Origin of the sequence: Microbacterium sp. 13-71-7 (genome assembly GCF_002257455.1) — a bacterium.
GTDB lineage: Bacteria > Actinomycetota > Actinomycetes > Actinomycetales > Microbacteriaceae > Microbacterium.
On record NZ_NCKN01000111.1, the window covers coordinates 1 to 13,341 of the forward strand.

The window sequence follows — 13,341 nt, forward strand, 5'->3', positions numbered from 1 at the left end:
TCGCCCTGGTGGCGAGCCTGTTCCTCATGCCCAAGACCGACTGACCCCTTCCGGCGGACCGCACGTCCGCCGGCGCCCCGCCCCCGCGCACCCCGTCCGCATCCCGAGGAGAATCCGATGACCGACACCCCCGCCCCGCTGTACTTCGACTGCGACACCGGCATCGACGACTCGCTCGCCCTGGCGTATCTGCTGGCGTCGCCCGAGATCGCGCTCCACGGGATCGGCACGGTCAGCGGCAACACCACGGCGGCGCAGGCCGCGCGCAACACGCTGGGTCTGCTCTCGCTCGCCGAGCGCGACGACGTGCCCGTCGCCGTGGGGCGGCACGACTTCCTGTCGCACGCCTACGACGGCGGCGCGCCGCACGTGCACGGCGACGACGGCGTGGGCGGGGTGGCGCTGCCCGAGCCCGCGCGTGCGGTCGAGGACGGCACCGCGGCCGACCTGCTCATCCGCCTCTCGCACGAGCACGCCGGATCCCTGGAGGTGCTCGCTGTCGGCCCGCTCACGAACCTCGCCGCCGCACTCGCGCAGGATCCGACGCTCCCCTCCCGCATCGCGCGGGTGACGCTCATGGGCGGGGCGGCGCTCGTCCCGGGCAACATCACGGCGCTCGCCGAGGCGAACATCGGCAACGACCCCGAGGCCGCCGACGCGGTGTTCGCCGCCGGCTGGCCGGTCGTCGTCGTGCCGCTCGACGTGACCATGGAGAACGTGTTCGAGGAGGCGCATCGCGACCTGCTGGCCGCCTCCGGATCCCCCGTGGCGCGTGCCGTCGCGGCGATGCTCGACTTCTACATGGAGTTCTACCGCGCGACCTACGGCCGCCGCTGCAGCGCCCTGCACGACCCGCTCGCCGCGGCGATCGCGGTCGGCAACGTGCGTCCGACAATGGCCCCCGCCGTGCCGGCCGTGGTCGACACGACCGACGGCCCCGGCCGCGGGCAGACCGTGTTCGACCTGCGCGGCCAGCGCCAGGGCGCCCGCGACCACGACGGCGCGACCGTGCGTGTCGTGCTCGCCACCGACACCCCGCTCGCCGACCACCTCGCGGAGCGCGTCGCCGGAATGTGAGACCACCGACCGGACCTTGCCGAGCGCACGGGATCCTGCCGAGTGCACAGCCTGTTGACGCGCCGTTCCCGTGCACTCGGCAACAAGCCGTGCACTCGGCGACGAGCGGGCCCGCGGCGGGAAACCCGCGCTACAGCTGGCGGGCCTTCTTCAGGGCCTTCTCGTCGACGGGCGCCGCACCCGAGGCCCTGAGGTCGGCGTAGTACGCGCGAGCCTCGTCCTGGCGGACCTGCTCCGCGCCGGAGGCGAGGGGCGCACGCACGTGCTCCGGTTCGTAGCCGAACGCGTTCACGAGGTCGAGGGCGTGCGGACGCAGGCGCGCGCAGAGCCGGTCGATGTAGCGCGAGACCGAGGCCGCGCGCTGCGCCGAGAGACGACCGTTGATGAGGTACCACGCGAGGTGCTTCTCGACGAGCTGCAGACCGAAGAGGTCGCGCAGCCAGGTGAGCACGGCCTTGCTGTCCTCGTCCTCGATGCGGCCGAGGGCATCGGTGAACGCCTCCCACTGCAGCAGCTCGCCGTGCGCGCGGGCCGCCTCGATGAGCTCGGCCTGGTTCTCGTTGAACAGCTTCTCGCCGAGGACCTTGTCCTTGCCCGCGGCACGCAGTCGGCCGGCGATGTCGGCCACCATCTGCTGCACACGGTCGGTGAGCAGCTCGTGCTGCTGCTCGGCCCGCAGGCCGTTCTCGACGGAGCGGGCCGTGGATCCGAGATCCGCGACGGCCTGCCCGAACTGGCGCAGCCCCGCACCGTGGAACACCCGGCCCGCGGTCTGCCCGACGGCGTACTTCGCGAGCGCGGCCGCGTCCTTGCCCTTGAACTGCTTGGCGTAGTCGGTGAGCAGGCGCTTGCCGACGAGCTGCAGCAGGATGTTGTTGTCACCCTCGAACGTCACGTAGATGTCGAGGTCGGCGCGCAGACCCACGAAGCGGTTCTCGAACATGAAGCCCGCACCGCCGCACGCCTCGCGGCACTCCTGGAGGGTGTCGAGGGCGTGCCACGTCGACAGCGGCTTGAGCGCGGCGGCCAGGGTCTCCAGGTCCTCGCGGTCCTGCGGGGTGTCGGTGCGGCCGGAGAAGACGCCGTCGAACTTCCGCAGGAACTCGTCGTGCGCGAACAGCTGCGCGTAGGTCGTCGCGAGGCGCGGCAGGAGGCGGCGCTGGTGCTTGCCGTAGTCGAGCAGCGTCGTCTCCTCGCCGCTCGCGCCGTTGAACTGCCGGCGCTGCGTGGCATAGGTGATCGCGATGTAGAGGCCGAGCGCGGAGGCCCAGGACGCGGCGCCGTCGAGCGAGACGCGGCCCTGCACGAGCGTGCCGAGCATCGTGAAGAACCGGCGACCGGGGCTGTCGATCGCGCTCGAGTAGGTGCCGTCGGGAGCGACGTCGCCGTAGCGGTTCAGCAGGTTCGTCCGCGGGATCCGCACGTGGTCGAAGCTGAGCCGGCCGTTGTCGATGCCGTTCAGCCCGCCCTTGAGGCCGTCGTCCTCACGGCCGATCCCGGGAAGATCCACGCCGTCCTCGCCGCGCAGCGGCACGTAGAAGCAGTGCACGCCGTGGTTCACGCCATTCGTGATGAGCTGCGCGAACACGGTCGCCGCGATGCCGTGCAGCGCCGCGTTGCCGAGGTACTCCTTGGTCGCCGCCCGGAACGGCGTGTTGATGACGAACTCCTCGGTCGCGGGATCGTAGGTCGCCGTGGTGCCGATCGAGGCGACGTCGGAGCCGTGGCCGATCTCCGTCATCGCGAAGGCGCCGGGGATCTCCAGGCTCATGATGCCGGGGAGCCACTTGTCGTGGTGCTCTGCGGTGCCGAGCTGCAGGACGGCGGATCCGAACAGTCCCCACTGCACGCCCGACTTGATCTGCAGGCTGGGGTCGGCGACCACCAGCTCCTCGAACCCGGCGATGTTGGCGCCGTTGTTCTCCTCGCCGCCGAGGCGCTTCGGGAACGCGCGGTGCACGGCGCGGTTCTGCACGAGCAGGTGCAGCTGGCTCAGCACGCGCTCGCGATGCTCGTCCTTGCCGAGCGAGTCGTCGCGCCAGAACGCCGGATCCTTGATCATCTCGCGCGCCTCGCGGCGGGTGTCCGCCCAGGTGCCGAGCAGCAGGTCGCCGACCGCGTCGACGTCGATGCGCGTCGCGGTGTCGTCCGGGGTGCTGTTCGCGGTGTTCGTCCGAAGGGCGGCGTCGACCATGAGGATCCTCTCGTGAGGTTTCGGGGACGCATTCATGGTAGGTCTGAAACAACGCGGAGCGAAGGCGGCTGTGGGGATCCCCCAACGGATCGGGCCGACGAGGATCCGGGCGGTTGTCGGCTCTCCACAGGACGCCCCCTGAGCGGCTCAGCCGGTCAGCCCTCGGCCGCGATGACCTCGAGCACGGCCTCGCCGTAGGCCTCGCGCTTCTTCTCGCCGATGCCGCTGATGCCGACCAGGTCGGACGCCCGCGCGGGGCGGTGCTCGGCGAGGGCGCGCAGCGTCGCGTCGCCGAACACGACGTACGCGGGCACCCCCTGCTCGCGCGCGGTCTGCGCCCGCCACGCCCGCAGCGCCTCGAAGAGCCCGCGATCGCCCTCGGCGAGCGCTTCGGCGGCATTCCTCTTGGCCGAGCGCCCGCCTCCGGAGGATCCGGCGCGGGTGACCACGTCGTGACGCAGCTTCACCGCGGTCGTGCCCGCGAGCACGCCTGCGGCCGCGTCGCTCACCGCGAGGGTGCCGTACTCACCCTGCGGCTGCATCAGCCCCTGGGCCAGCAGCTGCCGCACGACCGAGCGCCACTGCGCGTCGGTGAGGTCGGATCCGATCCCGTAGGTGGCGAGCTCGTCGTGCCGGAACTTGCGGATCTTCTCCGTCGACGCCCCGCGGAGGATGTCGATGAGATGGCCGGCGCCGAACGACTGGCGGCGCTCGCGCTGCAGCCGCACGATCGTGGAGAGCAGCTTCTGCGCGGGGATCAGCCCGTCCCAGCTGTCCGGCGGGGTGAGGCAGGTGTCGCAGTTGCCGCACGGCTCCGAGGACTGACCGAAGTAGCCGAGCAGGTTCTGGCGGCGGCAGTCGACCGTCTCGCACAGCGCGAGCATCGCGTCGAGGTGCTGGTTCTGCCGCTGCTTGATCATGCGGTCGCCGTCGCCCTGCTGGATGAAGCGGCGCTGCTGCACGACGTCGCCGAGGCCGTAGGCCATCCATACGACCGAGGGCTCGCCGTCGCGGCCCGCGCGACCGGTCTCCTGGTAGTAGCCCTCGACCGACTTCGGCAGGTCGACGTGCGCGACGAAGCGCACGTCCGGCTTGTCGATGCCCATCCCGAACGCGATCGTGGCGACGACGATGACGCCGTCCTCGCGGAGGAACCGGGACTGATGCGCCGCGCGCGTTCCGGCGTCGAGGCCCGCGTGGTACGGGATCGCGTCGAAGCCCTGTGCGCTGAGGTACGCGGCGGTCTGCTCGACCGAGGCGCGGCTGAGCGCGTAGACGATGCCCGCGGATCCTTCCGGCTGGCTCCGGATGAACGAGACCAGTTGCTTGCGGACATCGACCTTGGGGTCGATCCGGTACTGGATGTTGGGCCGGTCGAAGCTCGCGACGAAGTGCTTCGCCTGCGGCAGGTGCAGCCGCTCGGTGATCTCGCGGTGCGTCTCGCGGGTGGCGGTGGCGGTGAGCGCGATCCGCGGCACACCGGGGAAGCGCTCGGCGAGGCCGCCGAGGGCGAGGTAGTCGGGGCGGAAGTCGTGCCCCCACTGGGACACGCAGTGCGCCTCGTCGATCGCGATCACGCTGAGGGATCCGCGCTGCAGGAGCCCGAGGGTCTGCGCGTTCGAGAGGCGCTCCGGCGCGACGTAGATGAGGTCGAGGTCGCCGGAGAGATACGCGCGCTCGACCTCGGCGCGGTCGGCCGCGGTCTGCGTCGAGTTCAGGTAGGCGGCGCGCACGCCGTTGGCGCGCAGGGCGTCGACCTGGTCGTGCATGAGCGCGATGAGCGGGCTGACCACGAGACCGGTGCCCTCGCGCACGAGCGCGGGGATCTGATAGCAGAGGCTCTTGCCGCCGCCGGTGGGCATGAGCACGACCGCGTCGCCGCCGTCCACGACCTGCGCGATGATCGCGGCCTGGTCTCCGCGGAACGCGTCGTAGCCGTAGACCGCGGTGAGGGCGTCGAGCGGCGTCGGGTACCTGCTCGGCGCCGGCGCGGCCGCGGCGACCGGCACGGGGAAGCTGCCCTGAGGAACCGCCCCGGGGGACCCGGCCCACTCGCCCTCCTCGGGCGGGGGCGCCGCCTCCCAGGGCTCCTCCGCGAACGGCAGGTCGGCGTAGGGGTCGTCGAGGGGCGCATCGGACCACGGCAGATCCGCATAGGGGTCGCGCGGATCGTTCTGGGGCATGCCTCCAGCGTAACGAGCGGAGCCGACACCCGAGGCCGCTGTCCACAGGCCCGGCGGGCGGAATAGAGCTGGCGCGGGTCACGGATCCCGCCTCGAACCCCTCTCCCGGGCATAGGTTGGATCCGAGTCCGCACGACACGCATGAAGGAGCGCCATGCCCGAGATCGCCGTGACCCTCAACGAGGCGAAGTCCCGCTACGAGATCACCAGCGACGGGACGCTCGCCGGGTTCGCCGAGTTCCAGCGCCGCCCCGGGATGATCCTGTTCATCCACACCGAGGTGGATCCGGCGTTCCAGGGGCAGGGCCTCGCGTCGAAGCTCGCCGCGGACGCGCTCGCCGACGCCGTCGCGACCGGCGACACGATCGTGCCGTACTGCCCCTACATCAACAAGTACCTGCGCACGCACGAGGTGCCCGGCGCGAAGGTGCGCTTCCCCGCAGCGCCCGGGGAGCAGGCATGAGCCTGCACGGACCGCGCGCGGTCGTGCTCGAGGCGCGCGAGGTGCCGCTCGGCGGCGTGCGCGCGATGAACGTGCTGCGAGTGCTGCCCAGCAAGGACGTGCCGACGATCGGAGCCTGGTGCTTCCTCGATCGGTTCGGCCCGGCCGAGGTGCGCATGCGCGTGGAACCGCATCCGCACATCGGCCTGCAGACGGTGACCTGGCCGCTCGTCGGCGAGATACGCCATCGCGACACGATCGACAGCGACGTGGTGCTGCGCCGCGGGCAGCTGAACCTCATGACCGCGGGGAACGGCATCGCCCACTCCGAGTACTCGGTCGGCGAGGAGGCCGGCCCGCTCGACGCCCTGCAGCTCTGGGTGGTGCTGCCGGACGGCGCCGCGACCGGAGCCCCCGGCTTCGAGCAGCACCTGTCGCTGCCCGGGCTCGCGCTTCCCGCCGACACCGGATCCGACGCCGACGTCACGGTCGTGATGGGCTCGTACGCGGGCGTCGCATCCCCTGCGACCGCCCACACGCCGATCGTGGGCGCGGAGATCCGCCTCGAACCGGGCACGACCGTCGACCTGCCGCTCGATCCCGCGTGGGAGCACGGGCTGCTGCTGGTCACGGGCGACGCCCGCGTCGCGGGATCCGACCTCGCCGAGACCTCGCTCGAGGTCGATGACGTGCTGTTCCTCGGCGACTCCCGCGAGGCCGTCACGGTGACGAGCGAGGGCGGGGCGCTGCTCTTCCTCCTCGGCGGCGAGCCCTTCGAGCAGGACCTGGTGATGTGGTGGAACTTCGCCGCCCGCAGCCACGAGGAGATCGCGCAGGCGAGGGAGGACTGGGAGGCGGGATCCGCCCGCTTCGGCCACGTCGTCGGTCACGGCGACGAGCGGATCCCCGCCCCGCCGATCCCACCCGTGCACCTCATGCCGCGGCGCCGGAGGATCTGACCGGGTTACTCCCGGCCGGGCCGTCCGACCCCGCCGGTACGCTGGACGGGTGCCCGCCGTCCGCTCCCCGCTGCCCACGCGCGTCCTGCTCGTCTGCGCCGCCATCGGAGTCGCCACAGGGCTCCTCGGCGCCGCCGCCGGCTGGGTGACGATCCCGGTGATCGCGGGGGCGCCGTTCGCCTACGGGCTGGTCCTGGGCTCGCACGTGCTGCCCGGCATCATCGCGCAGGAGGTGCTGCGCCGGCCGCTCGTCGCGCTGCTCACGCACGTGCTCGCCGCCCTGGTCGCCAGCGCCTTCAATCCGATCTGGTTCCCCCGGTTCCTCGGCACCGCCCTGCTGTTCGGCCTCATCCAGGAGGGCGTCGCCGCCCTCACCCGGTACCGCTCCTGGGGCGCGTGGCGGTTCTTCGTCTCGGCCGCGATCATCGGCGTGATCATCGCGGTGGTCGTGTTCTTCGCGGTCGATCTGGCGAAGCTGCCGATGTGGGCGCGGATCATCTACCTCCCGCTCGCCGTGCTCGGACCGATCCTCTGGACGGCGATCGGCCTGCGGATCGGCATCTCGCTGCGTCGCGCGGGCGTCGCGCCGCGCTGAGCCCGCGACGGGGATCCGGCTGCCTGATCCGGCTGCGCTCGGCCCGCGTCGGCCCCTAGGTTAGGCTTGCCTAAGCAACCCTCCCCGAACGGACCCCGATGCCCGCCGCCCCGCTCCTCCGCGTGCGCGATCTCACGATCACGCATCGCGGCGCGAGCGATCCCGCCGTCAGGGACGTCTCGTTCGAGGTGCACGCGGGCGAGGTCGTGCTGCTGCTCGGGCCGAGCGGATCCGGCAAGTCCACGCTCGCGCTCGCGCTGAGCGGCCTCATCCCGCACTCGCTCGACGCAGACGCGTCAGGCAGCGTCGAGGCGTGCGGGCACGACGTCGCCACGACGCCGATCGCCGCGCTGACCAGCGCCGTGTCGACGGTGTTCCAGGATCCGGATGCGCAGATCGTCACCGGATCCGTGCTCGACGACGCGGCGTTCGCCCTGGAGAACCTGCGCTTCCCCGTCGCGGAGGTGCTCGCCCGCTCCGAAGCCGCCCTGCGGCGGATGGGGCTGTGGGAACGCCGCGCCGAGAACCCGGACCGGCTGTCCGGCGGCGGCAAGCAGCGGCTCGCGATCGCCTCCGCGCTCGCCACCGGATCCCCCCTCCTGATCCTCGACGAGCCGACCGCGAACCTCGATCCGCAGGGCACCGCCGATGTCCACGCCGCGCTCGCCGACATCGCCGGATCCGAGGGGCGCGCCCTGATCCTGGTCGAGCACGACCTCGACGCCGCTCTGGAGATCGCGACCAGGGCGATCGTGCTGGACGGCTTGGGACGCATCGCATTCGACGGGCCCGCCCGGCGGATCCTGCGCGAGCACGCGGAGGAGATCCTCGCCCTCGGCGCGTGGCTGCCCTCCGCCGCGCTCGCAGCGCGCCGGCTGTGTGCCGCCGGGATCCCGATCGGCGCCCCCGGCTCCCCGCTGCCCCTCACGGCCGACGAGCTCCGGTCGGCGTTCTCCCGTTTCGAAGCGCGCACAACGCTCGATCCGACCTCCGGATCCAGCCAGGTGCGCACTTCGAAAGCCGAGACGGAGCCGGTCATCAGCGTCAGGGGGCTCGAGGTGCGGCGCGGGCGGAAGGTGGTGCTGCGCGGGGTCGACCTCGATATCGAGTCGGCCTCGATCACCGCGATCATCGGCCGGAACGGCGCCGGCAAGACGACGCTCGTGCAGGCGCTGGCCGGTGTCGTGACGCCGCCGCGCGGCCGGATCTCGGTCGACGGGATCGATCCCGCCGTCGCCTCGCCGCGAACGCTCGCCGCCCACATCGGCTTCGTGTTCCAGAACCCGGAGCACCAGTTCATCGCGCACACCGTGTTCGACGAACTCGCGCACGGCCTGCGGCTGCGGCGCACCCCGCCGGCCGAGATCGACGAACGCGTCGGCGCGATGCTCGCGCGCTTCGGACTCACCGGCAAGGCCGAGGTGCACCCGTTCCTGCTGTCCGGCGGTGAGAAGCGGCGACTGTCGGTCGGCACCGCGCTGATCACCCGCCCGCGGATCCTGGTGCTCGACGAGCCGACATTCGGTCAGGACAGAGCGCGCACCGAGGAGCTGCTCGCGCTGTTCCGCGAGCTCAGGGCCGAGGGCACGACGATCGTGCTCGTGACGCACGACATGGACCTCGTGGTCCAGCACGCGTCCCGCACCGTGCTCGTCGAGGACGGGCGGATCGTCGCCGCCGGTGCCACGTCGACCCTCGTGCGCGATGCCCTGATCCCGCTCCCCGCGGCGTATCTCGCGGTCCCGCCGGACCTGCGGCCACTCCTCGGCGACGAGGCCGTCACCGGATCCGAGGCGATCACCGGATCCGGGCTCGGCACGATCGCCGGATCCGAAGCGACGGAGCCGGCACCGTGAGCGATCCGTACGCCGAGCAGACGGCGGCGCCCGCGCGCGCCTGGCTGCATCACCTGAACCCGCTCGCCAAGCTCGGCGCGGTGCTGCCCGCGATGGTGCTGCTGCTGTTCGTGCGGGACCTCGCGACCCCGATCGCGTTCCTCGTGCTCGCCTACGCCGTGCTGCTGACGGGCGCCAGGCCGACCGCGCGGATCTGGGCTGTGCTGCTGCTCGCGATCCCCGCGGGGGTCGTCGTGCTGGGGGTGTCGATGGCGCTGTGGACGGATCCGGCGCAGGTCGCGTCGACCCCGATCGCGTTGCGGATCGGCACCTGGGGGCTGCACGCCGGCGCGCTGGAGAGCGGGTTCGCGACGGGGTTGCGGCTGGCCGCGATCCTCGCGCTCTCGCTCATCTCCGGCCTCACCACGACCGGACCGGACGTCGTGCGCGCGGGCGTGCAGCAGCTGCGGATCCCGTACCGCTTCGGCTACACCGCGCTCGCGGCCTACCGGTTCGTGCCGCGCTTCGGCTATGAGCTGAGCGTGATCCGTGCGGCGCACCGCGTGCGCGGCACGCATGGCGGACGCGGGCCGTTCGCCCGCGTCGCGCGCGGCTGGGGCTACATCGTGCCGCTGCTGGCGAGCGCGATCCGGCATGCCGAGCGCGTTGCCCTGGCCATGGACTCACGCGCGTTCGGCGCGCACCCCACCCGCACCGAGCGGCACGAGGTCCCCTTCCGCGCCCGCGACGTCGTCTTCCTGGTCCTGATGCTCGCCGCCTCCGCGGGCATCCTCCTGATACTGACCTAACCCGGATTCGAAGCGCGCAAATGGCTCCATCGCCTGCGATTTCGGGGCAAATTGCGCACTTCGAAACAGAGATGAAAGGCTCCCCATGGCGTACAGCAAGATGGTCAAGCCGGCTTCGGCCGGGCTCGTCCCGCTCACGGTGCTGCGGACCGAGCGGCTCGCTCCGCACTGGGTGCGCATCACGTTCGGCGGCGGAGAGATCGAGCGATTCTCGCCCATGGGCTACGACCAGTGGTTCCGCCTGTTCCTGCCGGTGGGTGGCGAGGAGGGGCTGAGCCGGGTCCCGGCCAAGGCCAACCACACGCTCGGGTACCTCAGATTCCTGCGGATCCCCGACGGCGAGCGCCCGGTGATGCGCAACTACAGCGTGCGCACCTTCCGTCCTGCCACGGCCGACGCCGGTGCCGAGCTCGACGTGGACTTCGTGCTGCACGGATCCGCCGCCGAGGGCACCGCGGGGCCGGCGTCGCGCTGGGCCGAGACCTGCCGCCCCGGCGAGCGCGTGCTCGTGATCGACGAGGGGCTCACGTTCAATCCCGAGCGCGGTACGGAGCGGGTCGTGCTCGTCGGCGATGAGACGGCCCTGCCCGCGATCGCCTCGATCTGCGGCTCCCTGCCGGCGCACGCGACCGGATCCGTGCTTCTGGAGGCCCCTTCCGCGGACGACGCACTGGACTTCCCGCACCCCGACGGCATCGACGTGCAGTGGTTCGTGCGCGCATCGTCCGACCGGCCCGGCGCACTCGCTCTCGCGGCGCTGCGGGAGCTGGCGCTGCCCGAGGCGCCGTTCCACGCCTATGCCGCCGGCGAGCAGGCGCTCGCCTCCGGTGCGCGCAAGCTGCTCGTCGGCGAGCGCGGCGTCGACAAGGGCCAGGTCAGCTTCTGCGGGTACTGGCGGATCGGATCCTCGTCACCCTCATCCCGCGCGGCGCGCGAGACGGCGGCGGAGCCGCTGGGCTGAGCCGCGGGGCCGAACCTTCCCGAACCGCCTCGAACCGCCTCCGGGCGCACGGGGCGCCGAAGGCGGTTCGATCCGGTTCGGATCAGCCGGTTGCTGAGTCTGTCCACGCACGGATACGTAGTCTGCTCAGCTGATCTTCTTCTTGTAGATGGCGATCGCGAAGCCGTAGGCGACCACGAGGATCCCGACCATCCAGGCGAGGGCGATCCAGATGCTGGATCCCACGGGCTGGCCGTTGAACAGTGCGCGGATGGTGTTCACGATCGACGTCACGGGCTGGTACTCCGCGAACCAGGCCACCGGGCCCGGCATGGAGGAGGTGGGCACGAACGCCGAGCTGATGAACGGCAGGAAGATGAGCGGGTAGCTGAACGCGCTCGCGCCGTCCACGGTCTTGGCGCTGAGGCCCGCGATCACGGCGAGCCAGGTGAGCGACAGGGTGAACAGGACCAGGATCCCGACCACGGCCAGCCACGCGCCGACCGAGGCTCCGGTGCGGAACCCCATCGCGAACGCGACGCCGATCACGATCGCCACCGAGACGATGTTCGCGACGAGCGAGGTGAGCACATGCGCCCAGAGCACGCTCGATCGGGCGATCGGCATGGACTGGAACCGCTCGAAGATCCCGCCCTGGAGATCGAGGAACAGCCGGTACGAGGTGTACGCGATGCCGGACGCGATCGTGATGAGCAGGATGCCCGGCAGCATGTAGTCGATGTACGACTGGTCGGATCCGGTGTGGATCGCCCCGCCGAGGACGTAGACGAACAGCAGCATGAGCGCGATCGGGGTCACCGCGGTGGTGATGATCGTGTCGGGGCTGCGCAGGATGTGCTTGAGCGAACGGCCGGTGAGCGTGCCGGTGTCGCTGAGGACGTGGCTGGTCATTTCACTGCCTCCTTCTTGGTGTCAGGCCCTTCGACGGGCTCAGGGGCCGGTGCCGCGGACGGTCCGACCAGGGCGAGGAAGACCTCCTCGAGGCTGGGCTGCTTCTCGACGTACTCGACCTTCGCCTGCGGCAGGAGCCGCTTGAGCTCGGCGAGCGTGCCGTTCTGGATGATGGTGCCCTCGTGCAGGATCGCGATCCGGTCGGCCAGCTGCTCCGCCTCGTCGAGGTACTGCGTGGTGAGCAGCACGGTCGTGCCGCCGTTCGCGAGCTCCTTGACGGTGTCCCAGACCTCGATCCGCGCCTGCGGGTCGAGACCCGTGGTCGGCTCGTCGAGGAAGATCACCGGCGGGTTGCCGATCAGGCTCATCGCGATGTCGAGCCGGCGCCGCATGCCGCCGGAGTAGGTGCCGGCGCGACGCCCTCCGGCGTCGGTGAGCGAGAACCGGGCGAGCAGATCGTCGGCGACGGCGCCCGGATCCTTGAGGTGGCGGAGCTTCGCGACGAGCACGAGGTTCTCGCGTCCGGTGAGGATCTCGTCGACCGCGGCGAACTGGCCGGTGAGGCTGATCGCGTCGCGGACGTCGTTCGGCGCCGAGGCGACGTCGAAGCCCTGGACGGTCGCGGCGCCGCCGTCGGCCTTCAGCAGCGTCGACAGGATGCGCACGAGCGTGGTCTTGCCTGCTCCGTTCGAGCCGAGCAGGGCGAAGATGCTGCCCCGCTCGACCTCGAAGTCGACGCCGCGCAGGACCTGCAGGTCCTTGAAGGCCTTGGTGACGCCCTTCACGCGGATCGCGGGGGCGGTGAGGGTGGCCATGATCAGTTCTCCTTTCGGGCGGCGTCGTCGATCGCCGTCGTGAAGCGCTTGCGCTCCTTGTCGATCCACTCGCGGCCGGCGTACGCCTTCGCGAACGTGTCGGCGAAGTCGACCGGGTCGTCGCCGACGATGTCGCGCACCGGGGTGCGGTCGAGGGCGGCGCGCTCCCAGAGGTCGGCCATGTCGGTGTACATCCGGATCATGGTGTCGCCGTCGGTGATGCCGCCGGCGTACATGAGGTAGCGGTGCATCGCCATGGCGGCCTCCGCGTAGGGGGCGGGAAGGGCCTCCATGCGGGCCTTGTCCTGCTTGTACTGCTTCTTCTGCTCGAGGGACCCGGTGAGGGCTTCGATCCACTTGGCGGCCATGTCAGGCTCCTTCATTCGTGTCGGTCTTGCTGCTGCTGTCGGTGTGGCGGAGCTGTTCGATGTGCTCTGCGAGGAAGCTCCAGGTCCTCCAGAAGTCGGCGAGCTGATCCCGCCCCTGCGTATTGAGCGAGTACACCTTGCGCGGCGGCCCCTTCTCGGACGGGACCTTCTCCACATCCACGAGGCCCCGCTGCTCGATCCGCACCAGCAGG

Annotated in this window: 13 protein-coding genes; 7 read left to right on the forward strand and 6 right to left on the reverse strand. The window is 71.4% G+C overall.

The annotated features are described in order from the left end of the window. Positions 1 to 117: 117 nt before the first annotated feature. Positions 118 to 1,077, forward strand: a complete 960-nt coding sequence (locus B7X32_RS11805) for a nucleoside hydrolase (protein WP_292719749.1) — start codon at positions 118 to 120, stop codon at positions 1,075 to 1,077. A gap of 130 nt (positions 1,078 to 1,207) precedes the next feature. Here B7X32_RS11805 and B7X32_RS11810 read toward each other — a convergent pair whose 3' ends face one another. Together B7X32_RS11810 and recQ are read right to left on the reverse strand one after the other, a co-directional pair. Further along, positions 1,208 to 3,271, reverse strand: a complete 2,064-nt coding sequence (locus B7X32_RS11810) for an acyl-CoA dehydrogenase (RefSeq protein ID WP_292719751.1) — start codon at positions 3,269 to 3,271, stop codon at positions 1,208 to 1,210. Between the two features lie 155 nt (positions 3,272 to 3,426). Then, positions 3,427 to 5,454, reverse strand: a complete 2,028-nt coding sequence (gene recQ / locus B7X32_RS11815; protein ID WP_292719753.1) for a DNA helicase RecQ — start codon at positions 5,452 to 5,454, stop codon at positions 3,427 to 3,429. A 154-nt stretch (positions 5,455 to 5,608) separates the two neighbouring features. On the opposite strand from recQ, the gene B7X32_RS11820 reads away from it, so the two are divergent. The 6 genes from B7X32_RS11820 to B7X32_RS11845 all read left to right on the forward strand — a co-directional run bounded on the left by B7X32_RS11820 (position 5,609) and on the right by B7X32_RS11845 (position 11,055). Continuing rightward, positions 5,609 to 5,917 carry a GNAT family N-acetyltransferase gene (locus B7X32_RS11820; RefSeq protein ID WP_292719754.1) on the forward strand — a complete coding sequence of 103 codons (309 nt, stop codon included), beginning with the start codon at positions 5,609 to 5,611 and terminating at the stop codon, positions 5,915 to 5,917. Beyond that, the gene (locus tag B7X32_RS11825) at positions 5,914 to 6,855 is read left to right on the forward strand and encodes a pirin family protein (protein WP_292719755.1); all 942 of its coding nucleotides are present in this window, start codon (positions 5,914 to 5,916) and stop codon (positions 6,853 to 6,855) included. Before B7X32_RS11820 ends, B7X32_RS11825 begins: the two co-directional genes overlap by 4 nt. Positions 6,856 to 6,904: 49 nt before the next feature. Further along, a complete protein-coding gene (locus B7X32_RS11830) occupies positions 6,905 to 7,450 on the forward strand; it encodes an ECF transporter S component (protein WP_292719757.1) in 546 nt (181 codons plus the stop codon). 98 nt (positions 7,451 to 7,548) lie between these two features. Beyond that, positions 7,549 to 9,306, forward strand: a complete 1,758-nt coding sequence (locus B7X32_RS11835) for an ATP-binding cassette domain-containing protein (RefSeq protein WP_292719759.1) — start codon at positions 7,549 to 7,551, stop codon at positions 9,304 to 9,306. Continuing rightward, positions 9,303 to 10,094, forward strand: coding sequence for an energy-coupling factor transporter transmembrane component T (locus tag B7X32_RS11840; RefSeq protein ID WP_292719760.1), 792 nt, complete (start codon positions 9,303 to 9,305; stop codon positions 10,092 to 10,094). Before B7X32_RS11835 ends, B7X32_RS11840 begins: the two co-directional genes overlap by 4 nt. 85 nt (positions 10,095 to 10,179) lie before the next feature. Next, on the forward strand, positions 10,180 to 11,055 hold the full coding sequence (locus B7X32_RS11845; protein ID WP_292719761.1) for a siderophore-interacting protein: 876 nt from the start codon (positions 10,180 to 10,182) through the stop codon (positions 11,053 to 11,055). A gap of 126 nt (positions 11,056 to 11,181) precedes the next feature. On the opposite strand, the gene B7X32_RS11850 is transcribed toward B7X32_RS11845, so the two are convergent. From B7X32_RS11850 to B7X32_RS11865, 4 genes are all read right to left on the reverse strand, one after another. Then, entirely contained in the window at positions 11,182 to 11,946 is a 765-nt protein-coding gene (locus tag B7X32_RS11850; protein WP_292719762.1) for an ABC transporter permease, read from the reverse strand. Continuing rightward, positions 11,943 to 12,761, reverse strand: coding sequence for an ATP-binding cassette domain-containing protein (locus B7X32_RS11855; RefSeq protein WP_292719763.1), 819 nt, complete (start codon positions 12,759 to 12,761; stop codon positions 11,943 to 11,945). Before B7X32_RS11855 ends, B7X32_RS11850 begins: the two co-directional genes overlap by 4 nt. 2 nt (positions 12,762 to 12,763) lie before the next feature. Continuing rightward, entirely contained in the window at positions 12,764 to 13,129 is a 366-nt protein-coding gene (locus B7X32_RS11860; protein ID WP_292719764.1) for a DUF1048 domain-containing protein, read from the reverse strand. 1 nt (position 13,130) lies between these two features. Next, the coding region (locus tag B7X32_RS11865) for a PadR family transcriptional regulator (RefSeq protein ID WP_292719765.1) at positions 13,131 to 13,341 on the reverse strand (211 nt) is incomplete at its 5' end.